The organism is Nonomuraea sp. CA-143628 (genome assembly GCF_050942315.1).
GTDB lineage: Bacteria > Actinomycetota > Actinomycetes > Streptosporangiales > Streptosporangiaceae > Nonomuraea.
The window spans coordinates 13327730-13351469 of the sequence record NZ_CP192072.1 but is presented as its reverse complement, the minus strand read 5'-3'; the positions used below and the strand labels follow the sequence as shown (position 1 = coordinate 13351469).

The window sequence follows — 23740 nt, the reverse complement described above, 5'->3', positions numbered from 1 at the left end:
CCGGGCCCGCGGCACGGTCACGGGGCGGGGCCCGCTCGGGCTCCCCTGGAAACGATCGTGCGCCGGGCTCTCCGGACCCGTGTATGGGGCTAGATGCGCGAGTTGCGCAGCGACTGCCACACGGCGCCGGCCAGTGCCTGCGTCGCCCGCGGGGCCGACAGATGCTCGTGTTCGCGGTACAGGGCCCAGTTGTACTTGACCAAGGACATCTTGTTGGAGGACAGCGATCCCGTCTGGTGGGCCCGGTACACCGCAAGCGGCTCATCCAGACCCCGGGCGTCAGCGCCGTCCCGCATGATCGACAGCCAGAGGGCGTAGTCCTGGCGCTTGCGCATCGCCGGCATCAGTCTCGTGCCCAGGACGTTGCGGTCGTACATGGCGGTGAGAGCACCGATGTGGTCCTGAACCAGCATCGCGCGGTAGTCCACGTGCTCTCGCGCACGGATCACTCGCCCGTTCGGAACCCAGTCGGTGCTCTCGCCGGCGTAGTCGGCGTCCATCTTGAAGTACGAGGTGAACGTCAACGGCGCATCGCCTTCTGCGGCGAAGGCGAGCTGCTTCTCGGTCTTCTCCGGCAACCACATGTCGTCGGAGTCGAGGAAGGCGATGTAGTCCCCGCGGGCCCGCTCGATCGCGAAGTTGCGGGCCCGGCCGGCACCGCCCCGTTCGGGTGACGACTCCGGCAGAACGCGCTCGTCATGGTCGGCGAACTCGCTGAGTAGATCCATGGAGCCGTCGGAGGACTGGTCGTCGGTGGCCAGCAGCTCCAGGTCGCTGTGAGTCTGCGTGAGCACCGATCGGACGGCCGCGCCGAGGGTGGCCGCCGAGTTGTACACGGGCATCACGACAGACACCAGGGGCACAGCACATCTCCTTGCCAGATCAGGAACGACGGTCCATTCAAGCACCGCAACCGAATAGGAGCTGACAGCACTCGTTTCGTCCTGCACCACGACGGCCAGCAGTATGAGGCGCGGGTGCCATTCCCGGGCAGGTTCGCCGTCTCCAACGCCTTGGCCACGCTCGCCGTCTGCCATCTGCCATCTGCTCGGGCACGACCTCGACGCGGTGCCCACCGCCCTGGCTGAACTGCCGGCGATCCCTGGACGGTTCGAGACCTACCAGACGCCGGACGGGGTGTCGGTGGTGGTGGACCACGCCCACAGCAGCGACTCGCTGGAACAGGTGCTCACCACGATCCGCGGGTTCGCGACCGGCAGGGTGATCACCGTGTTCGGCTGCGGCGGCGACCGGGACCCCAGCAAGCGCGCCCCGATGGGCCAGGTCGCTGGCAAGCTGTCCGACCTTGTTATCGTCACCAGCGACAACCCGCGCACCGAAGACCCCGACGCGATCATCGACCAGATCATGCCCGGTGTGCATGCCACCAGCACCGACGTACTGCGCATCTCCGACCGTCTTCAAGCGATCCAGCAGGCGCTGGAATTCGCCCAGCCCGGCGACGTACTGCTGCTGGCCGGCAAGGGCGCCGAGCCGTACCTGATCATCAGCGATCGAAGGGTCCCCTTCGACGACATGCAGATCGTGCGGGATCTCAGCACGCCGTCCTCGTAACCCAGGAGGCTGCCGCCGCAGCTCATCGGCGTCACGAAAGCACAGTACCGGTCGGGTGGTCGGCGCACATGCGGTGCGGGCGAGGGATGCGATCGGACGCGGGTCGCGGCCTCGTGAGAGCTGACGCACGGCCACCGCCTCCCTACGACCAGCACCAGGCTTGATCACTGTTAGTGTCGTCTTGCTCGCTGAACTCGATGGGCTTCGTCGGGGCGACCCCAGCTCGCTGGGAGGACCTCAGCTTTTCACCCCCCCTGCGACGCCGACATGGCGGCGTACGCACTGGTGCACCAATCCAACGTCGCGGCGCTGGCCGGTGACTACGCCGCCGTGGTGTCCACGCTGAACGGCGGCAGCTGGAACACCTGTCGAAACAGGTCGGCCACGGTGGAAAACGAAGGCATGCGCGGCCGCGCCCCGCGTGCTGTTGAGGTTGACCGCGATCAATCGCAAGATCCCGGGGGCCGGTTGCTGGCTGAAGGAGCGTCGCTCTGCCGACGAAGGCGCGCACGGGTGACATTGAGGACTGCGGCGGCGAGGTTGATGATGGCGCCGATCAGTGGGGCGGCGTCGAGCAGATTGTGCATGTCCAGTTCCTTACATGGTCGATGAGGAAGCGGTCGCGCTGGTGCACGGTGTCACCCTGATGGTGTGGGGGTGGTGGGGTGTTCGGCTGCGGAGACGGAGCGAGCCGAACGAATTGGCTGACCGGGGAAGGTGAATGGGGCAGGTTGGCAGTAGGAACAGCTACATCGGGCAGGGCGCCTGTCTGGGGGTTCGCCGGAGTCCGCTGGGCGGCGGCGAACGAGGTCCGGCCCTTGGCTGTCAGGCGTTTCGGGGGATTAGGCAGAAATGGTGATGCCAAGGGAGGGGCGATGGCCAAGGCCTCAGAGCCGGAGTCCGCACTGGTACAGGGAGATCAGGTAGATCCGGCGGCGGTGCAGACGGTCGCCCAGTTGGCGGCCGCGCTGGATCGGCTCCGCCGTTCGCGGAGCCTGTCATATGCGGGCCTGGAGCGGGCAGCGCGCCCGGATGCGCTGCCCCGTAGTACGGTCAGCGACCTGCTGCGTGGCGAGACGCGGTCGACGTGGGAGACAGTGGAGGTGTTCCTGCGCGCCTGCGAGGTGGCCAAGAATGAGTGGGGGGCGTGGCATCAGGCCTGGCAGCGGGCCGGGTCGGCGGTGGGGCCAGCCGGGGCGGTGCGGGTGGAGCGAGCGCAGCCGCGCCATTTGGGTGTGCACGCGGCTATCGATGTTCTAGGGGCGGTCGGGCCGCTGCCGTTTTATGTCGAGCGCGACACTGACACGGCCCACCGCGGGGTGCGCGCGCTGCTGCGCGAGGCGATGCCTGGGGGCGGCATGGTGGTGCTGGTGGGCGGCTCGTCAGTGGGCAAGACCCGGTGCGCCTATGAGGCACTTGTGACGTTGATGCCGCAGTGGTGGTTGCTTCACCCCACTGATGCCGCCCATCTGCGGACGCTGGCCGCCGCCCCGCCGCCGAAGACGGTTGTGTGGCTGGATGAGCTGCAGCGTTTCCTTCAGGGGGAGCACCGCTTGGACGTGGCCACAGTGCGTATGTTGCTGCAGGCTGGCGCCGTGCTGGTGGCCACTTTGTGGCCTGAACGACACGCCGCCTACACCACGCCGCCCCTTCCGGCGGCTCTGACCCGTACCAGGTCGAGCGGGAGATACTGGAGTTGGCCGAGGTGGTCCACCTTGACGCTCGATTCAGCGTTGCCGAGATGCAGCGCGCCCGCCAAGCCGCTGACGCAGATCCCCGTATTAGCCTGGCCCTGACTTTCACCGACTATGGGCTGACCCAGGTAATCGCCGCAGCCCCACAACTGATCCACCGCTGGCGCGGTGCCGACGCTTACCAGAGAGCAGTCTTAAGCGCCGCCATCGACGCCGCTCGGCTCGGCGCTGAGAGTCCGCTCAGCGCCGAGTTGCTGCGCGCGGCTGCGCCTGGCTACTGCGATCGCCGCCAGCGCGCTGCCGCACCGCTCAACTGGTTCGAAGCTGCCATGGCCTATGCCACCAAGCCGCTACACGGAGCGACTGCCACCTTGGCTCCTGTCGCCGTAGAGATGGGTCAGCCCTCGGGCTACATCGTGGCCGACTATCTGCTGCAGCACGCCGCCGCCGAACGCCGCATGGCCATCGTCCCCGCCCTCGCCTGGGACGCCTACCTCAGTCACATAACTGATCCTGCCGATCTAGCCCGCTTGGCCGACAGCGCCCTCAATCGGCTGCTGTATTGCTATGCCGCGCCCCTGTACGCCGAAGCCGCTCAGGCTGGTAATGATTACGCCACCAGGCGATTGACGGAGCTCTTGATCGAGCAGGGCAAGGTCGAGGAGGCTATTTCGTTCCTCCGCGCACGGGCCGAGGCCGGAGACGGAAACGCTGCCGATAGATTGACTGACCTGCTGATGGGCCAGGGACGGCTCCATGAAGTACTGACACTCCTGCGCTCACGGGCCGAGGCCGGCGACAAGAACGCCGCCTGGCGGTTGACCAGGCTACTGGTCGAGCAGGGCAAGGTCGAGGAGGCTATTTCGTTCCTCCGCGCACGGGCCGAGGCCGGAGACGGAAACGCTGCCGATAGATTGACTGACCTGCTGATGGGCCAGGGACGGCTCCATGAAGCACTGACACTCCTGCGCTCACGGGCCGAGGCCGGTCACTGGAATGCCGCCAGACGATTGCCCGAGCTACTGGTCGAGCAGGGCAAGGTCGAGGAGTCTCTTTCTTTTCTCCGAGCACGGGCCGAGGCCGGAGACTGGTATGCCGCTGGGCGGCTGACCGGGCTGCTGGTTAAGCAGGGCAAGGTCGAGGAGGCTCTTGCGTTCCTGCGAGCGCGGCTGCGGCTCAAGGCCGGTGATGATTACGCCGCCGGGCGGTTGACCGGGCTGCTGGTGGAGCGAGGACGGAAGGAGGAGGCTCTTGCGTTCTGGCGCGCCCGGGTCGAGGCCGGCGACAAGGACGCCGTCGGGCGGTTGATCGACCTGCTGGTTAAGCAAGGCCAGGTCGAGGAGGCTCTTGCCTTCCTCCACGCACGGGCCGAAGCTGGCAACTGGAACGCTGCCAGACAATTGACCGACCTGCTAGTCGAACAGGGGCAGGTGGAGCAATTACGCGTACGAGCTGAGCTCGATGATTGGTATGCCGCCAGACGATTGCCGGACCTGCTGGTCCGGCGGGGCCGGGTCGAGGAAGCACTACCACTCCTGCGCTCACGGGCCGAGGCCGGCGACAAGGACGCCGCTAGGCGGTTGGCTGAGCTGCTGATCGAGCGGGGTCAGGTCGAGGAGGCTCTCGCGCTCCTGCGGTCACGGGCCGAGGCTGGCGACAAGGACGCCGCTGAGCGGTTGACCGGGCTGCTGGTCCGGCGCGGCCGGGTCGAGGAAGCACTACCACTCCTGCGCTCACGGGCCGAGGCCGGCGACAAGGACGCCGCTAGGCGGTTGGCTGAGCTGCTGATCGAGCGGGGTCAGGTCGAGGAGGCTCTCGCGCTCTTGCGCTCACGGGCCGCGGCCGGCGATTGGTATGCCTCCAGGGAGTTGGCCGATCTGCTGGTTGAACAGGGGCAGGTGGAGGAGCTGCGCGCACGGGCCGAGGCCGGTGATGATCATGCCGCCTGGCGGTGGACCGATTTGCTGGTCATGCGAGGCCAGGCCGAGGAAGCTCTTGCGCTCTTGCGCGCCCGGACGGAGGCCGGTGACAATGATGCCGCGTGGCGGTTGGCCGACTTGCTCGTCGAGCAGGGCCAGGTGCGGCCAGCACTTGTGCTCCTCCACGCACGGGCCGAGGCCGGTAGTTGGAACGCTGCCAGACGGTTGGTCAATCTACTCGTCGAGCAGGGCCAAGTGGAGGAATTACGGGCACTGGTCGAGGCCGGTGACGATTATGCTGCGGTGCGATTGGCGGGAGCGTTGGAAAAGGCGGGACGCACAAGCGAGGCAACACAGGTCCGTAAGGTCGGGTTGCCGCCGCCCCCCATGAACAGGTGACATCTCCGTCGGGGCGCCAAGGCGTACGCGAACGCGTTGCGCGCTGGCCGCCGATCTCGGCGGCGACGCGTCGCTGTCCGAGTTGGAGGGCGAGGCTGGCGCGATCCGGATCGTTGACTGGTTCACCGCCCGATGGGGCGGCGCAGCCGAGGCCACTTCAACCGCATGGAGGAGCTCGGCTCCGCCTGCGATAAGGGTTGGCTGGTCGGCGAGCTACTGGGCCTCCGTGCCCGCACCCTGAACCGCACCAAGGCAGTGGACCGCGGCGAGGTCCAGGAGCCGCTAGCCCGACTGTTTCTGCTGCTGTACGAGACGGCCACCTGTGCCGACGAGGCGCTGGGCCTTGACGTCGATGATCTCGATGTGCGCAACCAGCGGGCCAAGGTGCAGCGCAAGGGCGGCGCGGTCGACATCGTCGTCTGGCGCACCCCACCGCTCGGCTGCTGCCCCACCTGCTCGACGCGGCCGCACCGGCCCGGTGTTCCTCACTGACCGGCGCGCCGTCGAGCTCACCTCCGCCGCGGCCGCTGCGCCGGTCGGCCAGGACCTGCCTTCTTGTATTCGACTGCTGTAGCCTGCGCCCGACGTCGCGTACGACGGCAACGTAGGCCATGCAGCGACCCGAAGCGCCGATCGGCATCCTCAGCAGGGGCGCTGGTCGGCGCTCCTGCATGATTGGCCTCCGCCAGGTGTGGCTGGCCCCTGCTGTTACAGCTGTCCGAAGTGCGCTATCGCCTTCTTCTGGATCCGGGCGAGGCGCTTGGAGATCGGGCTGTGGTTCTTGTAGCCCATCAGGCCCGCGATCTCGGTGAGCTTGGTGATGCCGCTGTTCATCAGGACGACAACCTGCCTCTCCCGTGGATCGAGCAGGGCGAGGAAATCGCTGTACACCAGGTTGGCGATCACTTCTGTCTCCGGACCTTGCACCGGAACGGCGTCGGTCAGCTCTACGAACCGGACCTTGACCTTGGAACGCTTGCTATACAGCTTGCGTTCGAAGTCCTCGCGCGCGTACGACCAGTAATCGGAAAAGTCGTCTTCGACACGGTTGGAGTTCACCGCATCCAAGATGCCGCGGAGTCGGCCGGTGGCGTCGGCATGGTCGACGGTCAACTGGACGACTTCGGCGGCCTCGTCCTCACCGCGCCACAGATCCGTGCCCACGCGGGGACTCGCGGCGACTGCGCCCTCCAGGAACGTGCCGTCCTGCAGCGGAATGGGCACCTCCCCAAGTTCTTCGTCGACGACAGGGAGGTCGTAGAGGATCTCCTGGACGGCGGCGGTGACGGCCGGGAGCCAGAAATCGAGGTTGTGGGCCAGTATCCGGATCGGGTCGGTTCCGGAGAAACGGCTCATTTTCGATCCTGAGTTGAGATGCCTCCACACCACCGACGCCCATGCCCGCGAGAGCCGCTCTTCGAAGTCGCGGGGCAAGAAGCGGTCGACGGGCGCCATCTGCATGAGGTACGGCCACTGGCCGACGCTCAGTAGCGGAAGCCCATGCCGTTGCAGGGCCGAGCGCGGAAGCAGGTGAAACAGCGGCGCGTATTCGTGGTAGCGACTGGTCGTCCTCGGAACGAAGACCACATTCACGTCGCCGCGGTCGGCGACCTCGCGCATCGGTTCCGGGAGGTCTTCCACGGAGAAGAACCGGCGCCGGAACTGAGCGCACTCCCACAGCATGTTCCACTGGGCGATGGACACATCCAACCGCACCCCGTCCCCACCCCGCCCTCGCCGGCTGATCAGCGGAACCGTGACGTATTCAGGCGGAAGTGGCTCGTGTGGGCGGACCACTCGTTTGTACAGAAAGCCTGCCGACCGGCTGAAGACCCGCGGGTACATCTCTGCGGTGGCCGCATCCTCATTGGCGAAGAACTGCTCGCGCTGGAAGGCCTCGATTTCAGCGGCGGTGAGCTCGCGATCATCGGTCATCGGCTCGGCTTCTTGGTAGGTGGTGTCTGTCATGTCTACCTCACGGCACTCGGCACCGTTTCCGTTCCACTCTCCTTAGAAGAATCTCAACCGGCTGCGGGATCACTGGAGAACGCCCCCGCTCTGATCGACACCGTGATGACCCATGCTGAGGACTCCGGCCCGCAGGCCCGCCGCGGCGGCGGGGCCAGCACCCACACGATGGGCCCGCACACCGGTTGGGAAGGGGCCCGCCTTGCGGCGGGCTCACCTCGGGTTGGTGCCGCGGCTGCGCTTGATGCGCGTTCGGCCCCGCCCTGACGGGCAAGGCCGCCGTCACAGACCGGGCGGGCGCAGGGGGAGGGACCTCGGTGCCATGACCCCACAGAGACCCTCATGCCCACCACCACCGACACCCCTTTGACCAGAGGCCAGACCTCGCCCCGGGAGTTTCGGGAGGCTAATGCGCGCGCACGCGCGAGGCTTCTCAGCCTGAATCCACGGCGTGAAGTTCGGGGCGAGGTTCGCGAAATGAAGTGAGGTGTCCCTTGAGCTGGGAGGATGGGAGTTCTCTACGCTTCCATCGGCCCGCTGCAAAGGACACCTCGTAAGTTGGAATTCTTTCACGCCGCCAGCCGTACGCGGGCGATCTTCGATGACGAACACGTGATCTCCTACGCCGGGCTGGCTCCGGCGCTGCGACTGGCCGAGCGCTGCGGCCTGGACCGCCTGGTTGGCGAGCACGTGGCGCTGGGCGCGGCCGACGGCGTCAACGCGCCGGCGAAGGTGGCCTCGATCGTGGCCGGGATGACCTGCGGCGCCGACAGCATCGACGACCTGGACCTGCTGCGACACGGCGGCATGGACACGATGTTCGCCGGGATCCGGGCGCCGTCCACGCTGGGCTCGTTCCTGCGCGCCTTCACCTGGGGCAACGTCCGCCAGCTCGACAAGGTCGCCCGCGAGCTGCTGGTCGCGCTCGCCGCGCACACGCCGTTGCTGCCCGGCAAGGACGTGCTGGCCTTCTTGGACATCGACTCGATGCAGCGGCGCACCTACGGGTACGCCAAGCAGGGCTCCGGCTTCGGCCACACCAAGATCCAAGGCAAGAATGTCCTGGTCAAGGGGCTGAACGCGCTGACCGTCACGCTGTCCACGCCGCTGGCCGCCCCGGTGCTGGCCACCACCAGGCTGCGCGGCGGCACCACCGGGTCGGCGCGCGGCGCCGCCTCGGCCATCCGCGAGTCCATCGGCACCGCCCGCCAAGCGGGCTGCACCGGCACCCTCCTGATGCGCGGCGACAGCGCCTTCTACAGCGCCGAGGTGATCGCCGCCTGCCGCGACCACGACACCCGCTTCTCGGTCACCGCCAAACTCGACCCCAAGGTCAAAGCCGCCATCGCCGCCATCGACGAGAACGCCTGGACGCCGATCGCCTACCCGCGGGCGATCTTCGACGAGCAGGCCGGCGGCTGGGTCTCCGACGCCGAGGTCGCCGAAACGTCCTACATCGCCTTCACCAGCAAGAAGGGCAAGGCCGCCTGCGCCCGGCTGATCGTGCGCCGGGTCAAGATGCGCAACGAGCAGGCCCCGCGCGGCCAAGACGAACTGTTCCCCGCCTACCGCTACTACCCGATCTTCACCGACAGTCCCTATACCCTCCTGCAGGCCGAGGAACAGCACCGCGATCATGCAGTCCAGGAGCAGGTCAACGCTGATGTGATCAACGGGCCGCTCGCGCATTTCCCCTCCGGCGTCTTCACCGCGAACGCCGCATGGCTCACCCTGGCCGCCATCACCCACAACCTGCTGCGCGCTCTCGGCTGCCTGGCCTCGGCCTTCCACGCCAAGGCGCGCGGCCAGACCCTGCGCCGCCACCTCATCGCCGTGCCCGCCCGGCTGGCCCGACGCGGACCCGCCGACGGGCGCGGCCACCTGACCCTTCGCCTGCCCGCCCGCTGGCGCTGGCAGCCCGCCTGGCTGAACGCCTTCACCGCCACCCACGACCCACCCGCTGCCGCAGTGGCCTGACCAGCCGAAATCCAGGTCACGCACAGCCGACGACCCACCGCGGTCACGCGCATCCCCGAGCCCCCGAAATGCACCTGGACAAGCCGCGACCCGAACGCGGCGGCCCTCACACGCCCGACAACAGCCCTTCCACCTGCGGAACCGGCCCTCGTCGAGGAATTGAACCAGAAAACGATCAGACGAAATCACGCCGTGGATTCAGGCTCAGGGATGTCGGTTCCCTGCGTCTGGACTCGAGCGTCAGCAAGTGCATATCGGTCGGTGCCGTGGATATTGGTTGACCGGTCGAGGGAGGATAGGACCGAGAAACTGGGGTCATCTATCGTGCCGGGGCGTTATTCTGAGCTCTTTCTCGGCGCTCGAAGGAGGGCCACTATGAGTCCTGCTATCGGCGGTGACGGCGCGAGTTTTCCCTTACCGAAGGACCTTGGGATGGCCTTCTCGGAGCTGGGGGACGTGGAGTCCGAGGAGCGCGCCGCGTGGGAGGCGTATCCCAGCGTGGCGATGCTCGGACCGGTGTTCGGTTGCGCTGTGCAGGTCGAGCCCTTGGTGTGGCGACTGCTGTCGGGCGTGCATGATGACACGCCCCAGTCGGCCCGTGACACCCTCCGCTCTCGCCTACCTCAGCGCGGCACCGACGAGCAGGATGCCAACGCGAGCAAGGAGTACATCGGGGCGGCGTTGAAGCTCGACTGGGAGCGTCATGACGAGCTCATGGTCGCCGGGCAGCGGTTCCGGATCGTGCGCGGGGATCGGTTCGTCTGCTTTGGTCCGCAAGGTCCTGAGCCGCCTCGCCCCACCGACCCCGACCCTGCGGACGAGGGATGGCACCACCCTTCCGTCGACGAAGGGCGTCTTATCCATGCTGTGGTGCCCACCGGCCGGCTGGCCATCCTGCTCGGCCAGGGGTGTATCCCTTTGATACCCGCGGCTGGTGGGGTTCCCGATGATGTCTATCGCGACGCTCGCCGCGTCGCCGAGACACATGGCGGCTTCATGCTGCTGTCGGTGAGGTTCATGGTCGCCGAGCAGGTAGGGCAGAGCTGGGAGTCGCGCAGCGGGGACTGTCGCACCCTTCAGCAGGCCCGCCCCGTACTCGCCCAGCAGTTGCGCCGCTATGGCGGCGAAGGCGGGGATAAGCGCGACCTCGAGGCGTTCGCCGCGTACGAACAGGCGGCGCAGGTGCTGGAGCGTGACCGCGGCAACGAGGTCGTCGTCCGCGGCCGACGGTTCTGCATCGCCCGCATCGAGACGGTTGTGTACTTCACAGCCGACGGTCCGGAGATGCCCCGGCCTTCTGACTACGACCCCTATCCGCCCCCGGAATTGCATGCCCAGCAGCTTCGCGAGGCTGGCCAACTCGTGGACACCCCCGAAGGCGAGGCATGAAAGCGTTCAGCTGACCGGCAATCGGGCGGGAGCGCAAGCCCGCCGCGGCGATCAGCGGTCCCGAGCAGCCGCTCAACGCTATGGCAGAAGGATCAGCGACGCGATCGGCGCCTTCCGGGCGGCGACAACCTCGCAAGTGGAAAGGCGAGCCCTTGGACGTGGACGAGACGCGTAACCACTGGTGGTGGCGGCCAGGCTGGCATCAAGGCCGCAGCTTCTACACCTGGCACATCCTTGTGGAAGATCAACCAGCGATCCACGAGTTCGCCAAGCAGCTCCAACCCGAGCTGGAAGCCACAGGCGTGCTCGGCCCTATCCCGCTGGAATGGCTCCACATGACGATGCAAGGCGTCGGCTTCACCAACGAGGTGAGCGACGGCCAGCTGGACGCAATTGCCGCCGCGGTAACCGAGCGCGTCGCCTCCATCGGGCCCGTGGCCGTCACGCTGGGACCACCTGTTGTGGACCCCGAAGGCGTCAATCTGCCCGTCCGGCCCGTCGAAGCGGTGGACGCGGTACGGCGTGCCGTGCGCGACGGCATCGCCGACATTTGGGGAGCCGGCCGCGTGCCAGAAGCCGAAGACAGGTTCGTCCCGCACGTGAGCCTCGCCTACTCCCACACCAGCGGTGCCTCCCTGGCTACGATCCGAGATATCCTCGCCCGCCATGCGGCTGCGATCCCTGCTGTGCTGACCCGCGCGTCGCTGATCGACATCAACCGTGACAACGGCATGTACCAGTGGACGCTCATCCGGCGGGCATCCTTGGCAACTGCGAGATAGCGCTGGGATGGGCGACCGCAGACACAGCGGGTGCCCGTCCGGCATGCTCCACCCCATGGCCCGTACCAGAGCACGCATCCATCCAGGGCTGACGAAGCGCCTCGCCGCAGGCGTCATCCGGGACAAGGTCGAGCGGATCACCGAAGCGGTCGCCGAAGAGGCTAAGGATCGGGCGCCGGACGCGAAGCGCTGGCAGGCCACGAACGGTGCCGACGCCCGCGCATCGCATCGTCACGCGGACGGGCAGACGATCCCGGCAACCGTCCCCTACCAGCTTCCGAAGATGGAGTACGTCCGCAAGGGCGGCGACAACCGGCGCAGAGGCGCGGGGCCTGGCCGATGGGTGGTAGTCACTGCTGTGGACTTGGCCGATCGGCCGCGTGACCCTTCTCTGCCGCTCCACCAGCGGATCAACTGCGAATGCCAGAGCATCCCGGTCCCAGGGGTGATTGCTGCGGCGACCCGTGCTCTGCCGGTACATGTCCGGGGCTCGAAGGTGAGCGCCGTAGTGGAGGTCGTCTTCCCCCGCGTCGGGGAAGCCGAGTTCGGCACCAACGACACCCCCGGCTCGCACTTCCTCAGCCTCGCCGGGTCGCTTGTCATGGCCCGCCGCCGATAGTCGGTTACGTCTGACGGAGCGAGCCTTCCACGCGCAGCCAGTCCACAGAAGCGTCCACAGCGTGTGCACGCCGCTCCGCCGTGGTCACTACCCACTCCCGGCCTGTGGACGGCTCGACGACAAGATCACGGGCGCGCAGAGGCCATTCCGCTGGGTCCACCCCAAGCGCCCATGCGCCTGGTCCGTCGCGCTCGCCATCCTCGGCCGGCTCCACCACGATCCGCCCCGGCCGTCCGGGGCCCGCCGGCGCCCAGTCGGACGCCGACCGCATGCCGTGCGCGTCCACGGTCACGGTCGCGCGCCGCACCGCGAACCGCGTGTTCGCGAGCATCACGGCCATGGCCACCGCCACGTGATCTCCAGCGGATGCGGAGCGATTCCCGGCTGCTGATTGACGCCGCGGCGTCGCCACCGCTTCAGGCTGTCCAGCGTGGGCGGCGCGCCGGCGGCGCCCGAGCCGGCCGCGCCGCCACTCGTGTCCTCGAAGGTGACGCCCTGGCCCTCCACGTTCGCCTGTTTGATCAGCCGCGTCTGGGGCGCGTCCGTCTGAACTGCGCGCCGCACCATCGGGTGTGCGGCCGCGGCCGCCGACACGTACCTGCCCAGCGCTTTGCCGTACACCGGGTTCGCGATCGGATCCAGGCCGGCCCGGTAGGTGATCGTGTAGAGCCCAGTGAGCTCGTCGTCCACGCCCGTCTCCGCCACGGCGGACAGCACCTCGATCACCGGGTCGTAGGCGAGCCGCCAGCCGCCGCGTCCGTCCCCGCGGGCGCCGCGCTGCACCAGCGTCACCGGAAGCGGCGGCTTGCCGAGGTAGGCGGCGACGTCGCCGAACGCGTCGCTGATCGCCCCCGCGACCGTCTCGCGCTGCTCCTCGCTCAGTGGAAGCGTCAGCCCGGCCCGCACCGCCACCTTCTCCGGGGCGACGACCAGCAACTCGTCAGCGCTCACCCCACGCTCCTCCCGTAGATACGGCTCGGCGGCGCACTGGAGGAGTATGGGCACCGGGTCCCCACCGTCTGGGCGCCCACACTCCACCAGTACGCCGCCGAGTCCCCCCGATCACGCGATCAGGAGGATGACAGTTCACGGCGGATACGGTCCGCCTCCGATCGCGGCACCCGCGCGCCGACCGCGTACAGCAGGCGATTGGTCGGTGTGTTGGCGCCGTCGTAATAGTGCCGCTCCAGCACCCGCCGCTTCACGATCATGTGCGTGTAGCGGGCGCCCGGATCCTCGAACAGGTCGTCTGCGTCCGTCACCTGCTCGCCGTTGCTCCAGCGCAGGTCCAGAGTTCCCTGCTGGCCCACGGCCGGCGGCGGCGGAGGGGGAGTCATCGGGTCCTGCTTGACCTCGGGCGCCTTCTCCCGCTTGGTGGGCGGGGTCAGCGGAGCAGCGTCGGTGATCGGCTCGTCGTCCGCAGTGCCGGGCTCGGCGGGCGGGGTGAGCGGCGCCGGGTCGGCGGGCTCAGATGCCGGGACAGCCTCAGGGGTCTCCTCGACACGAGGGGTGAGCGGCGCCGGGTCGGCGGGCTCAGGTGTCGAGACAACCCCAGAGGCCTCCTCGACGAGATTGGCTGGTGCCGCCTTGTTCTGGCTTCGGGTCCGAGGTGGCATGGCGCGCCTCCAGAGTCAACGGATGTCTCTGAACCGGCGGTCCAGATCGGACGCGGACGGTAGGCGGCGGCCCGTCCTACTGTCCGCGCCCGTTCTGCTTCACTCCCGAGACCTTGATAGACACCATTAAAGAAAACTGCTAATGTTTGATTCTGTCACCGGAATGCGAGCGGCGCAAGCCGGTGGCTCACCGGAAGGGCAACCCCACGTGCAGAACCTGACCGACGAGCAGGGCGACATCGTTGAAGCTGGCTGTGCTCGTAAGCACCTCGTCGTCGAGGCGGGCGCTGGCTGTGGCAAGAGCGCCACCGCCCGTGCCCTCGCCAAGGCCCTCGCGGGCACGAACATCCTCAACACGGCGTTCAACAAGGCGCTGCGAGATGATCAACCTGTTCTGACCCCTACGGGCTGGCGTCCCATCGCAAGCTTGAGCGTGGGAGACCTTATCGTCGGGCGCGATGGGAAGCCCCATGCGGTCACCACGGTCCGCTCTTGCGGAGTCCGCCCTCTCTACGAGGTTCTCTTTAGCGATCGCACCACCGTGATCGCTGATGAAGGTCATCCCTGGGTCACGCAGACCATCACCTATGACGCGCGAAACAACGCCTGGAGGGTCCGGACAACTCAAGAAATCGCAGCCACTGTGCACCAGAAGCACCGGGTCCCGCACTTGGCTAGCCCTGTCGAGATGCCAGAAGCCGACCTTCCCCTTCATCCCTATCTTCTCGGCGCGCTGATCGGCGACGGCTCTCTCTGCAACGGCAACATCCGCTTCACATGCGTTGAGCCCGAGTTGGTCGAACTGATGCGCAGCACGCTTCCCGCTGGGCACGAACTCGTATCTCGTGAGGAGGGAGCGCGCGAATGGGGCATCGTCTCGTCTCTGCGCGGGAGGGGACGAAACGAGGTCCTCAACGCCATTCGCGCCCTGGGCCTCCATGGACACGGCTGCTCGACGAAGTTCGTCCCCACCGACTACCTATTCGCCAGCGCATCACAGCGGCTTGCCCTTCTACAAGGACTTATGGACACCGATGGGTGCGCAAGCGGACCGCGCTCGATCTTCGTGACCACGAGCAAACAACTCGCCGAGGACGTTACCTTCCTCTCCCAATCCCTCGGCGGCGTGGCCAGCATTCGGCACGTGCCCGGCGACAAGAACTTCGACGCCTACTACGTCAACGTCCGCCTTGCAGTCAGTCTCTGCCCGTTTCGGCTTTCTCGGAAGATCTCGGGGTGGAGACCTCGTACCCGAGACCAGCAGACCCCCCGAAAGATTATTGAAGCTCGAACTGTAACCCCCGCCAAGGCCACCTGCATCGGCATCGATGCCGATAACCACCTGTTTCTCGCCGCAGGATGCATCCCCACCGGGTGACTTCTACCCAGGCCAGCCCGTGCCCGTGTCAGACGCGGGCCCCTCGCCCGCACCTCACCACACCGGAGGACCTCGTGCCCGCCAAGAAACGCATCCGGGCCAGCACCACCCGCACAGCCGTCGCCAAGACCACCGCCAATGCCAAGCCGCGGAGCACGCCGGTGCGCCGCACCTCGGCATCCAAGGACTCGATCGGCTGGGCCCTGAACAAGCTGGTCGTCACCCTGCCCGCCAAGGGCTGGAAGCTCACCGCGAAGGCCCTCGGCGCGGCCGCACGCGGCGCCAAGAGCCTCGATAAGGCGCAGCAGAGGGACGGCATCGCGCTGGTCATCATCGCCGCCGCAATCGTCCTGGCCGCCATCGTGTGGCGGTTCGCGGACGGCCGCATAGCCACCGCCGTGGACGCCGTCATCCGCGCCGTGATCGGCGTAGGCGCGTGGCTGCTGCCGCTCCTCGCCGTGGCGGTCGCCTGGCGGCTGGTGCGCTCCAAGACCTCGCCCCGCCGGACGGTCGCCGGCTGGTGGCTGCTCGCGGCCGCGCTGCTCGCCATCATCCACGTCACTCAGGGGTTGCCCGCCCCGTTCGGTGATGGCGGAAGCTGGGACGCCGTCGCGACCGCTGGCGGCCTGGTCGGCTGGCTGCTGTCCGCGCTGCCCGCGCTCGTGCTGCCCGTCGTCGTGGTCGTCCCCTTGTTGCTGATCCTCGCCGTGTTCGGTCTGCTGCTCATCACCGGCATTCCGCTCCGCGACGTCCCCCAGATCGCCCAGGACGCCGTGCGGGACGTGCTTGAGCGCGTTGCCGCGCGCCGCCGCGCCCGCGCCGAGATGGCCGACGACAGCGCCGAGCAGCCCGCCCCCGCGCAGGTACAGGAGAAGGCGCCGACCGGAGCGATCATCCCGGCTGCCCGCCCCGCCGCCACCCCGGCGGCCGCCGCGCCTGCCGCTGCTGCCGGTGCTGCGCCGCTGCCCGCGCCCGTCGCCACACCGTCCGACCCGGACGCCGCCGCGGTGGTTGCGCCCGAGCCCGACGACAGCGCCCCCAAGCAGGACCCCACCGAACTGCTCCCCGTCACGGTCCACGAGCCCGGCCCGTACGTCCTGCCTGACCTCGGCAAGCTCCGGGCCGGCCGCGCGCCCAGGCCGCAGACCAAGGCCAACACCGTCGTGGTCAACGCGCTGACCAGCGTGCTGGAGCAGTTCGTCATCGACGCGCAGGTGATTGGGTTCACCCGTGGGCCGACCGTGACCCGCTACGAGATCGAGCTCGGCGCCGCGGTGAAGGTGGAGAAGGTTACCGCACTCACGAAGAACTTCGCCTACGCGGTCAAGTCCGCTGATGTGCGCATCCTGTCGCCGATCCCGGGTAAGTCCGCCATCGGCGTGGAGATCCCGAACGCTGACAAGGACCTCGTCTCGCTCGGCGACGTGCTCCGCGCGCGGGTGGCGCAGGCCGACCGCCACCCGATGATCGTCGGATTGGGCAAGGACGTCGAGGGCCGCACCATCGTGGCGAACCTCGCCAAGATGCCCCACCTGCTCATCGCGGGCGCCACCGGCGCCGGTAAGTCGGTGTGCGTCAACGGGCTGATCACCAGCATCCTCATGCGCGCCACGCCCGACGAGGTGCGGATGGTGCTGGTGGACCCCAAGCGGGTGGAGCTGTCGGTCTACGAGGGCATCCCCCACCTGATCACGCCCATCATCACGAACCCGAAGAAGGCCGCTGAGGCCCTCGAATGGGTGGTCGGGGAGATGGACCGCCGGTACGACACGCTGGCGGAGACCGGCTTCCGGCACGTGGACGACTACAACACCGCCGTCCGCAACGGCACCCTCAAGCCCCTGCCCGAAGGGAAGCCGCGCACCACCCTGCCGTACCTGCTTGTCATCGTGGACGAGCTCGCTGACCTCATGATGGTGGCGCCGCGCGACGTCGAAGACTCGATCGTGCGCATCACGCAGCTCGCCCGCGCGGCCGGCATCCACCTCGTCATCGCCACGCAACGCCCCTCCGTGGACGTCGTCACCGGCCTGATCAAGGCCAACGTGCCCTCCCGGCTCGCGTTCGCTGTGTCCTCACTCACCGACTCGCGCGTCATCCTCGACCAGCCTGGCGCCGACAAGCTCGTAGGTCAGGGCGACGCGCTGTTCCTACCGATGGGCGCCAGCAAGGCCATCCGGGTTCAGAACGCGTACGTGTCGGAGAAGGAGATCGCCGAGATCGTCGCCCACTGCAAGGGGCAGGCCCAGGCCGACTACCGGGAAGACCTCTCGACCGCGCCTGCGCGACGTGAGATCGACGAGGAGATCGGCGACGACCTAGCCCTGTTCCTCCAGGCCGCAGAGCTTGTCGTCACCTCGAACTCCGGGTCCACGTCGATGCTTCAGCGGAAGCTACGCATCGGCTTCGCCAAGGCTGGGCGGCTCATGGACCTGCTCGAAGCGCGGGGCGTAATCGGCCCAAGCCAGGGCTCCAAGGCGCGCGAAGTGTTGGCCACTCCCAACACCCTGCCCGACCTCCTGGCTGGTCTGACCGACGCCATCCCCGCAGAGACCACGTGAACGTCACCGCGTTCCGCTCGATGAGGGCGTAATGAACGCATGACCGCCGCCCTCTACCCGAGCCAGCTCGGCACGCTGCGCGTCCAGGAGGGCGACCTGACCCGGCAGGCGCAGGTGCGGCTCGTCGAGGAGGGGGAGGTCACCGACCGGGGACGGTCGCGTTCCGGTGAATGCTGTCGTTGGCCGAACCCGCGCCGTACGGCCGATCTACGACGAGGTGGCGATCGAGACGCTGCCCGGGTCGGCATCGTCGAACGTTCACATGAGCGGGGACTACCGGTGGATTCCGGCGCAGATCCGCGTGTGGGGGCCCATCCGCGATTTCACGATCATCCACCAGGAGAGCGGATTGATGATCCGGTCCAAGCCGGGCACGGTGCTGCCGACGGATTCGCGGTACAGCCTGGACATCGACTTGGCCACGCGGGTGGTGCTCGCGTACGTGCCGCCGGATGTGTATCCGGAGCCTCGCCCCGGGCGGGGCGCGCTCGGCTCGTTCCCCGCCCGGTTCGCGCTGCAGAACAGGCCGAACACGATCGCGCTCGCGGGTGCCGGGTCAGGGGGAAGCCCGCGGATGGTGATCCAGGCATGGGACTCCTGGCTGTGACTCTGTGGGTTCGGCATTTCGGCTAGGACTCGGCCAGTTCGTCCTCAAGGCGCCCGAGGCGAACCTGCATTCGGCCATCCGAGAGCTGGTCCGACGCATGGCGGATTTGTCCGTCATGCGAGATGGGCCACCGTGTTCGCTCGTTCCACATCACCCTGATCAGCTTCACGTCGGCTAGGTTTGCGCTGGCTAGGTTTGCGCTGGTCAGGTTTGCGCTGGTCAGGTTCGCGCCGGTCAGGTTCGCGCCGGACAGGTTCGCATCGAACAGGTTCGCGACGATCAGAATCGCGTCGGTCAGGTCAGCGCCGGTCAGAATCGCGCGGACCAGATCCGCGCGGGTCAAATCCTTACCGGTCAGGTTCGTGCCGGACAGATCAGCGCCGGTCAGAATCGCGTGGGTCAGGTCAGCGCCGGTCAGATCCCTACCGGTCAGGTTCGCGTGGGTCAGGTACGCGCGGGTCAGGTTCGCGCGGGCCAGGTTCGTGCCGGACAGATCAGCGCGGGTCAGGTTCGCGCGGGCCAGGTTCGTGCCGGACAGATCAGCGCCGGTCAGAATCGCGCGGGTCAAGTTCGCGCCGGACAGGTTCATGCCGGACAGATCCTTGCCGGACAGGTCCGCGCCGGTCAGGTTCGCGCGGGTCAGGTTCGCGCCGGTCAGGTTCGCGCCGGTCAGATCCGCGCGGGCCAGGTTCGCGCCGGTCAGAATCACGCGGGTCAGATCCGCTTCGTGCAGGTTTGCGTTGGTCAGGTCCGCGCGATTCAGGTGCGCGCCGGTCAGGTTTGCGCCGGTCATGTTGGCGTCGGCCAGGTACGCGTCGCTCAGGTACGCGCCGACTAGGTCCGCGCGGGTCAGGTTCGCGCGGATCAGGTTCGTGCCGGCCAGGTTCGCGTCGGACAGGTTCGCGCGGGTCAGGTCCGCGCCGACTAGGTCCGCGCGGGTCAGGTTCGCGCCGGACAGGCCCGCGGAGATCAGCCTTCTATGGGCGAGGTGCGCGCGGCGGAGGTCGGCTGAAGCCAGGTTTATTGACGGCGGATGCCGAAAATCGCAGGTGTTCGGTATATACGGCGACACGTTCGGAACGAGATGCGCTAGTTCCTCGTCGTCGTCAGGACTGCCAGCTGGGCATGGAACTCCGTTCTTCGCGATACGGGCGAATGCTGCCTGGATGGCTCGGGCAAGGAGACCGCAGTTGAGGGATTCGAGAGACCCCGCGCGAGAGTTTAGCCACCGAGTTAGGCCGCTTTCTTTCAGGTTTTCCAAGATCACCGCTAAACCGGGCCCAGCAGCGATCGATTCAATAGTGCTCTCCAGTTCGTCTCTCGGGAGGGTGTGGACAAGGGCAAGGATGTCACCGACGAGTTGTCGGATAACGGCATCCTCGTCCACGCGGCTGATTGCCGGCGGCTCCGGGCGCGGGGGACGGCGGGTACCCTTCACTTCCGCCCCTCCATCTCACCCTGCTCCTGCTCCGGCAGCAACGAGAGCCGACTGCGATTTTGCAGCATCGTCCGGGCCAGTTGGTCAAGCATGGCGAGCACCTTGGGCACCGCGTCGGGGGTACAGCGGCCCAATGCCCGCCAGCTGATGAGAACCACGCCCGCGATCATGGCGAGGACTACCGCCGTCCCAGCCAAGATGGCCACCTCCGTTGTTGTCATCATCGCTCCTGCCTTCGCCGTTGGGTCGTTTCCTGGGGCATGAAAAAGCCCTGGCCGGTCTGAGAGGGCTCAGACCGGCCAGGGCCAGAAATGACAAAGACCCCGTACGGCGGAGCCGTCGAGGTCTTCTGATTCCGGGCACGCTACTGCCCGACACCCCCGATAGTGGCATGCGGCACGAGGCGGGTCAACCCCCCGGCCGACGTTGGCGCGGCTGGTCGGCATACTCCCCCGCCGAGCCGAGCATTGGGGGGTTCGTGGCCAGATACACCGCTATCGCCGAGGACATCACGTCCGGCACCGCGCAGAAGACCATCCTGCAGATCACCAACCCGATAGGGAACCCGGGCTCGCACCGGATCGCCGTGTACGGCTACCGCGTCTCGTACGCGGGCATCAACAGCGCCGCCGTACCCGTCCGGACCCTGATTATGGCGAGGAGCGTAGATCCGCCCCAACGGTGCGACGCACGCTGTCGCGACGCCCACGAAGCCGAGTGCGACTGCACTGTGGTGGGCTCAACCATGGCGTCGGTCTCGGTGCGGCGCGCGAGAACACGCGCCGCCTCTACCAGGAGTGGCTCGCGGCCGCTCACGCCAAGGACTCGGAGATCCTGCGCATCGAGATCGACCTCGACGCGCAGGGATACGTCCTGTTCTAGCCCGGCATCCTCGAGGACGCCGGGTTCAGCCTGCGCCACACGGTCATGATGCCCACGCCGACCTCGTCCGCGATCTTCCGGTAGGTCACGTTGTCGGCCCGCATCTGCCGAGCCAGATCCACGTCCCACTTCGGACGCTTCCCCCTGAACAGGGTCAGGTTCTCCCGCTCGGCCAGCCGTGCCACCGTCGATGGTGTCACCTTGGTCAGCCGGGCGATCTCGGACTGGTTCATCTTCTGCTCGACCGCAGCCCGGATCGCCGCCTGCTTATCCGGAGACAGCCGCAGCGCCCGCGGATGGGCCGGTGTCCGCATCTGCACATCTGCACGCTGGCGCAGAAGCGTGGACAGCCGCTGGAACGAGCAGCGCTGCTCAACCGCGATCTCCCGTAGCGTCCACCCCTGCCGGTAGAGGGCGGCCGCCGTGTCCACCATGTCGTCAGTGATGCGGGTGCGTGTCGTGCTGGAGGGTGATGCCATGCCGGGCAGTGTCATTCACCTGGTGCGTTAGCGTCTGCTTCCGCCATTCCGGTCGGCTCCTCACGGAGCTCGCGCAGGATCGCCCGGACACGCGAAGGGCTCGCGCTCAACAGGACCGCTATTGCCTCGGGTGGCCACCCCTGGCTGCTCAGCGCAGCAATCTGGGCAGGGTCAAGACGCTGCTGCCCGCCGACCGGCCGCCGCGGTATCCCTGCCTCGTCCGCGAGCCGGCGCACCGTCTCGTCGCACACGTCGAACTCCGCCATGATGTCCGCCATCTGCACGTCTTCGGCGTAGGCGGCGGCGATCTTGTCCCGCACCTGCTGGGGAATGAGGTTGCCGCCGGTCCTGCCGCCAACCGGGCGCATGACCACACGGCCCTTCAGCCTGCGCTGAATGGCGGTGTGCGACGCCTTGTAGTCTCTGGCCAGGGCGCGGATGGATGCACCCGCCTCGTACGCCTTGACGAGTTCGCCCACATCGATGTGCTTACGCGCTGGCATGGGCATCCCCGACGTTGATCTTGCGCCGGGCCGTGTTGGGCACCCTGGCGCGGTAGACGCACAGATCACGCGAGGTTGGAGTCATGCGGGGGAGAGTGCCGGGAGAGGACCGTTAATGTCCTCTCCCAATCACCTCGCCTGGGTCACGGGGTGGTGGTGGCGAACTCGCCCAGAACCAGCGACTCGGGGCGGTCCACCGCCAGGCCGATCCGTTCGGAGCCGCGCAGCACGACATAGCCGCGCTCGAACGCCTCGCCCGTCTCTGTGGAGGCCTGAACGCTGACGGATTCACGGTCGAACAGCTTGGCACCGTAGCCAAACGAGCAGGTCAGGAACGTGCCCTGGCGGATGGCGGCGGTGTCTACGACCCGCATCCGCCACACGCGCTTCTCGCCGCCGACCGCCACGGACACGGCGATCAGGTACTGGCCCTGATCGTCGCGCTCGGTTTCGATCTGCTCCCAGTCGAAGGGGTGCAAGACCACACCATTGGGCTCGAAAAACGCGAGGATAGCCATCGTGGCAGAGCGGCGGAGCTGGAGCGACTTGTACTTCGCATCCGCGGCCAGGCCGCGGTACTCCTGGGCGCCGGGGATGTTGAACAGGCCGGTGATCTCGTCGCCGTTGCCAGCACCGTAGAGGATCTCTTCGTCCTCCTTCAGCTTCAGCCCGTCCACGAGGTCGCGGTCGATGATGCCCCTGATGCGGGACTCGTCGGCGAGCGTGTTCTTGTGGATGTGGACCGTGTGCGCGAGTTCGACGATCGGCGCCGTGTACGGGATGAAGCTCAGCTTGGACTTTGGCGCTTTACCGAAGACGTCGGTGTCGTTGCCGAGCGCCGGACCGCCGTTCGGCTGCTCCCGCTCGGGCACCCGCTTGGCGTTGTTGGTAAATCCGATCTGCCGGATTCCATACAAAATGTTCGCCTGCGTCTGCTCGCTGGGGAACAGGTCACGCACCCGGCCGGGCCTGCGCTGCCGCTCGGCGAGACCCACGTTCTCCGCGCTACCGAAGGCGGGCGTGGTGTGCGTGCCAGCGCTCAGGCTGAAGATGTCCTTGCGCTCAAAGTCGTACAGGCCCTGCTCAAACTCGGCGACCTGGCCAAGCTGCCGGAACTGGCCGGACTTCATCTCGTTGTAGGCGTCGCTCCCCAGGAACGCCTCGGACAGGCTCTTGTGCTGCTTGCCGTGCGCGGACGCCACGGCGTCGCGGGCGGCGTGGCTGGGCTCGTTGGGCTCGTCGAGGAACCGCTCGATGTCCAGGTGGTCCTTCTGCTCCTGGATCAGGGCCTTGATTTCGCGCGCCTCGCCCAGAGTCTTCTGGTAGTCGGCGTGCGCCTCCGTCGAGATGACCATGTGGCCCTTGCCGGTCTCGTCAGTGACGGTGTTCGAGATGGCGTTCAGCCGCTGAGATTTCGTCTCCAGGGCGGAGGTCAGTTCCTTGATTCGCTTGGTGATGTCGCTCTTAGCCGTGGTCACGGCTCCCCCTTGATGCTGACACGGATTGACTTCGCGGTCGCGCCGCCCGGTCAGCACCGGGACGTCAGACGATCAAGGGGGAGGAAAGCGGGTCGGCAGCGTTTGCGTCAGCGCCCGATCACGCGGACAGGGTCAGAGGGTTACGGCGCCGCGCTCGACGGCCTCCATGCGGGCCTCCAGGCGGGCGATCGTCTCCCGCGCACGCGCGAGCTCCGACCGGTCGCCCAGCGCGAGCCGAGTCCGCAGGGTGGCGTTCTCCAGGCGCAGATCGTCGCGTTCGCCACGCAGCCGGTCGCCGTCGATCGCGGCCAGCCGGCGCGTGAGCCGATCCACGTGCTCCCACGCCCGGTCCTTCTCCACGCGCATCTGGCGCTCGGCCTGCTCTGCCTCGGCCTGGGCCTGCCGGGCGTCGGCCAGCGCCCGCTCCAGCCGCTCGCAGCGGGCGCAGCCCGACGCGCGGCCGCGCCGCCACAACC

24 protein-coding genes are annotated in these 23740 nt (G+C 67.6%); 12 read left to right on the top strand and 12 right to left on the bottom strand.

What is annotated here, in order from left to right; genetic code table 11:
• Window positions 1-89: 89 nt before the first annotated feature.
• Complete coding sequence (locus ACQP2T_RS61075) at window positions 90-863, bottom strand: glycosyltransferase family 2 protein (RefSeq protein ID WP_433513748.1); 774 nt, start codon at window positions 861-863, stop codon at window positions 90-92.
• 205 nt (window positions 864-1068) lie between these two features.
• Between ACQP2T_RS61075 and ACQP2T_RS61070 the strand changes: the two genes are divergently transcribed.
• Complete coding sequence (locus ACQP2T_RS61070) at window positions 1069-1575, top strand: glutamate ligase domain-containing protein (protein ID WP_433513747.1); 507 nt, start codon at window positions 1069-1071, stop codon at window positions 1573-1575.
• A 443-nt stretch (window positions 1576-2018) separates the two neighbouring features.
• Here the strand turns inward: ACQP2T_RS61070 and ACQP2T_RS61065 are convergent, their stop codons facing one another.
• On the bottom strand, window positions 2019-2162 hold the full coding sequence (locus ACQP2T_RS61065; protein ID WP_433513746.1) for a hypothetical protein: 144 nt from the start codon (window positions 2160-2162) through the stop codon (window positions 2019-2021).
• A gap of 288 nt (window positions 2163-2450) precedes the next feature.
• On the opposite strand from ACQP2T_RS61065, the gene ACQP2T_RS61060 reads away from it, so the two are divergent.
• The 3 genes from ACQP2T_RS61060 to ACQP2T_RS61050 all read left to right on the top strand — a co-directional run bounded on the left by ACQP2T_RS61060 (window position 2451) and on the right by ACQP2T_RS61050 (window position 6079).
• Window positions 2451-3371 carry a helix-turn-helix domain-containing protein gene (locus ACQP2T_RS61060; protein WP_433513745.1) on the top strand — a complete coding sequence of 307 codons (921 nt, stop codon included), beginning with the start codon at window positions 2451-2453 and terminating at the stop codon, window positions 3369-3371.
• Window positions 3281-5587, top strand: a complete 2307-nt coding sequence (locus tag ACQP2T_RS61055; RefSeq protein ID WP_433519994.1) for a tetratricopeptide repeat protein — start codon at window positions 3281-3283, stop codon at window positions 5585-5587. The genes ACQP2T_RS61060 and ACQP2T_RS61055 overlap by 91 nt, the downstream gene beginning before the upstream one ends.
• Window positions 5588-5752: 165 nt before the next feature.
• On the top strand, window positions 5753-6079 hold the full coding sequence (locus ACQP2T_RS61050; RefSeq protein ID WP_433513744.1) for a hypothetical protein: 327 nt from the start codon (window positions 5753-5755) through the stop codon (window positions 6077-6079).
• 216 nt (window positions 6080-6295) lie between these two features.
• Here ACQP2T_RS61050 and ACQP2T_RS61045 read toward each other — a convergent pair whose 3' ends face one another.
• Complete coding sequence (locus ACQP2T_RS61045; RefSeq protein WP_433513743.1) at window positions 6296-7555, bottom strand: sigma-70 family RNA polymerase sigma factor; 1260 nt, start codon at window positions 7553-7555, stop codon at window positions 6296-6298.
• Between the two features lie 558 nt (window positions 7556-8113).
• On the opposite strand from ACQP2T_RS61045, the gene ACQP2T_RS61040 reads away from it, so the two are divergent.
• The 4 genes from ACQP2T_RS61040 to ACQP2T_RS61025 all read left to right on the top strand — a co-directional run bounded on the left by ACQP2T_RS61040 (window position 8114) and on the right by ACQP2T_RS61025 (window position 12322).
• Window positions 8114-9532, top strand: a complete 1419-nt coding sequence (locus ACQP2T_RS61040; protein WP_433513742.1) for an IS1380 family transposase — start codon at window positions 8114-8116, stop codon at window positions 9530-9532.
• Between the two features lie 432 nt (window positions 9533-9964).
• Window positions 9965-10921, top strand: a complete 957-nt coding sequence (locus tag ACQP2T_RS61035) for a DUF5954 family protein (RefSeq protein WP_433513741.1) — start codon at window positions 9965-9967, stop codon at window positions 10919-10921.
• A gap of 158 nt (window positions 10922-11079) precedes the next feature.
• Window positions 11080-11703, top strand: coding sequence for a 2'-5' RNA ligase family protein (locus tag ACQP2T_RS61030; protein ID WP_433519993.1), 624 nt, complete (start codon window positions 11080-11082; stop codon window positions 11701-11703).
• Window positions 11704-11758: 55 nt separating this feature from the next.
• On the top strand, window positions 11759-12322 hold the full coding sequence (locus ACQP2T_RS61025) for a hypothetical protein (protein ID WP_433513740.1): 564 nt from the start codon (window positions 11759-11761) through the stop codon (window positions 12320-12322).
• Window positions 12323-12326: 4 nt separating this feature from the next.
• Here the strand turns inward: ACQP2T_RS61025 and ACQP2T_RS61020 are convergent, their stop codons facing one another.
• The 3 genes from ACQP2T_RS61020 to ACQP2T_RS61010 form a co-directional block, all read right to left on the bottom strand.
• On the bottom strand, window positions 12327-12674 hold the full coding sequence (locus tag ACQP2T_RS61020) for a hypothetical protein (RefSeq protein WP_433513739.1): 348 nt from the start codon (window positions 12672-12674) through the stop codon (window positions 12327-12329).
• A complete protein-coding gene (locus ACQP2T_RS61015; RefSeq protein WP_433513738.1) occupies window positions 12653-13273 on the bottom strand; it encodes a hypothetical protein in 621 nt (206 codons plus the stop codon). Before ACQP2T_RS61015 ends, ACQP2T_RS61020 begins: the two co-directional genes overlap by 22 nt.
• A 119-nt stretch (window positions 13274-13392) precedes the next feature.
• A complete protein-coding gene (locus ACQP2T_RS61010) occupies window positions 13393-13938 on the bottom strand; it encodes a hypothetical protein (RefSeq protein WP_433513737.1) in 546 nt (181 codons plus the stop codon).
• 208 nt (window positions 13939-14146) lie between these two features.
• Between ACQP2T_RS61010 and ACQP2T_RS61005 the strand changes: the two genes are divergently transcribed.
• The 3 genes from ACQP2T_RS61005 to ACQP2T_RS60995 all read left to right on the top strand — a co-directional run bounded on the left by ACQP2T_RS61005 (window position 14147) and on the right by ACQP2T_RS60995 (window position 18484).
• On the top strand, window positions 14147-15316 hold the full coding sequence (locus ACQP2T_RS61005) for an LAGLIDADG family homing endonuclease (protein WP_433513736.1): 1170 nt from the start codon (window positions 14147-14149) through the stop codon (window positions 15314-15316).
• Between the two features lie 74 nt (window positions 15317-15390).
• Window positions 15391-17877 carry a DNA translocase FtsK 4TM domain-containing protein gene (locus tag ACQP2T_RS61000; RefSeq protein ID WP_433513735.1) on the top strand — a complete coding sequence of 829 codons (2487 nt, stop codon included), beginning with the start codon at window positions 15391-15393 and terminating at the stop codon, window positions 17875-17877.
• A 166-nt stretch (window positions 17878-18043) separates the two neighbouring features.
• The gene (locus ACQP2T_RS60995; protein ID WP_433513734.1) at window positions 18044-18484 is read left to right on the top strand and encodes a hypothetical protein; all 441 of its coding nucleotides are present in this window, start codon (window positions 18044-18046) and stop codon (window positions 18482-18484) included.
• A 22-nt stretch (window positions 18485-18506) separates the two neighbouring features.
• On the opposite strand, the gene ACQP2T_RS60990 is transcribed toward ACQP2T_RS60995, so the two are convergent.
• Both ACQP2T_RS60990 and ACQP2T_RS60985 read right to left on the bottom strand, forming a co-directional pair.
• Window positions 18507-19871, bottom strand: coding sequence for a pentapeptide repeat-containing protein (locus ACQP2T_RS60990; RefSeq protein ID WP_433513733.1), 1365 nt, complete (start codon window positions 19869-19871; stop codon window positions 18507-18509).
• Between the two features lie 47 nt (window positions 19872-19918).
• Entirely contained in the window at window positions 19919-20146 is a 228-nt protein-coding gene (locus tag ACQP2T_RS60985) for a hypothetical protein (RefSeq protein WP_433513732.1), read from the bottom strand.
• 493 nt (window positions 20147-20639) lie between these two features.
• Between ACQP2T_RS60985 and ACQP2T_RS60980 the strand changes: the two genes are divergently transcribed.
• On the top strand, window positions 20640-20804 hold the full coding sequence (locus ACQP2T_RS60980) for a hypothetical protein (protein ID WP_433513731.1): 165 nt from the start codon (window positions 20640-20642) through the stop codon (window positions 20802-20804).
• Here ACQP2T_RS60980 and ACQP2T_RS60975 read toward each other — a convergent pair.
• The 4 genes from ACQP2T_RS60975 to ACQP2T_RS60960 all read right to left on the bottom strand — a co-directional run bounded on the left by ACQP2T_RS60975 (window position 20801) and on the right by ACQP2T_RS60960 (window position 23738).
• On the bottom strand, window positions 20801-21283 hold the full coding sequence (locus tag ACQP2T_RS60975) for a hypothetical protein (RefSeq protein ID WP_433513730.1): 483 nt from the start codon (window positions 21281-21283) through the stop codon (window positions 20801-20803). The genes ACQP2T_RS60980 and ACQP2T_RS60975 overlap by 4 nt on opposite strands.
• A gap of 11 nt (window positions 21284-21294) precedes the next feature.
• A complete protein-coding gene (locus ACQP2T_RS60970) occupies window positions 21295-21762 on the bottom strand; it encodes a hypothetical protein (RefSeq protein WP_433513729.1) in 468 nt (155 codons plus the stop codon).
• A gap of 167 nt (window positions 21763-21929) precedes the next feature.
• The gene (locus tag ACQP2T_RS60965; RefSeq protein WP_433513728.1) at window positions 21930-23321 is read right to left on the bottom strand and encodes a phage major capsid protein; all 1392 of its coding nucleotides are present in this window, start codon (window positions 23319-23321) and stop codon (window positions 21930-21932) included.
• 75 nt (window positions 23322-23396) lie between these two features.
• On the bottom strand, window positions 23397-23738 hold the full coding sequence (locus tag ACQP2T_RS60960; RefSeq protein ID WP_433513727.1) for a hypothetical protein: 342 nt from the start codon (window positions 23736-23738) through the stop codon (window positions 23397-23399).
• Window positions 23739-23740 lie beyond the last annotated feature (2 nt).

Excerpts from the sequence above, each read along its gene's own strand:
- ACQP2T_RS61065 (WP_433513746.1), bottom strand. The coding sequence starts at position 2,162 with ATGCACAATCTGCTCGACGCCGCCCCACTGATCGGCGCCATCATCAAC.
- ACQP2T_RS61060 (WP_433513745.1), top strand. The coding sequence starts at position 2,451 with ATGGCCAAGGCCTCAGAGCCGGAGTCCGCACTGGTACAGGGAGATCAG.
- ACQP2T_RS61050 (WP_433513744.1), top strand. The coding sequence starts at position 5,753 with ATGGAGGAGCTCGGCTCCGCCTGCGATAAGGGTTGGCTGGTCGGCGAG.
- ACQP2T_RS61045 (WP_433513743.1), bottom strand. The coding sequence starts at position 7,555 with ATGACAGACACCACCTACCAAGAAGCCGAGCCGATGACCGATGATCGC.
- ACQP2T_RS61035 (WP_433513741.1), top strand. The coding sequence starts at position 9,965 with ATGGCCTTCTCGGAGCTGGGGGACGTGGAGTCCGAGGAGCGCGCCGCG.
- ACQP2T_RS61025 (WP_433513740.1), top strand. The coding sequence starts at position 11,759 with ATGGCCCGTACCAGAGCACGCATCCATCCAGGGCTGACGAAGCGCCTC.
- ACQP2T_RS61010 (WP_433513737.1), bottom strand. The coding sequence starts at position 13,938 with ATGCCACCTCGGACCCGAAGCCAGAACAAGGCGGCACCAGCCAATCTC.
- ACQP2T_RS60985 (WP_433513732.1), bottom strand. The coding sequence starts at position 20,146 with ATGATGACAACAACGGAGGTGGCCATCTTGGCTGGGACGGCGGTAGTC.
- ACQP2T_RS60975 (WP_433513730.1), bottom strand. The coding sequence starts at position 21,283 with ATGGCATCACCCTCCAGCACGACACGCACCCGCATCACTGACGACATG.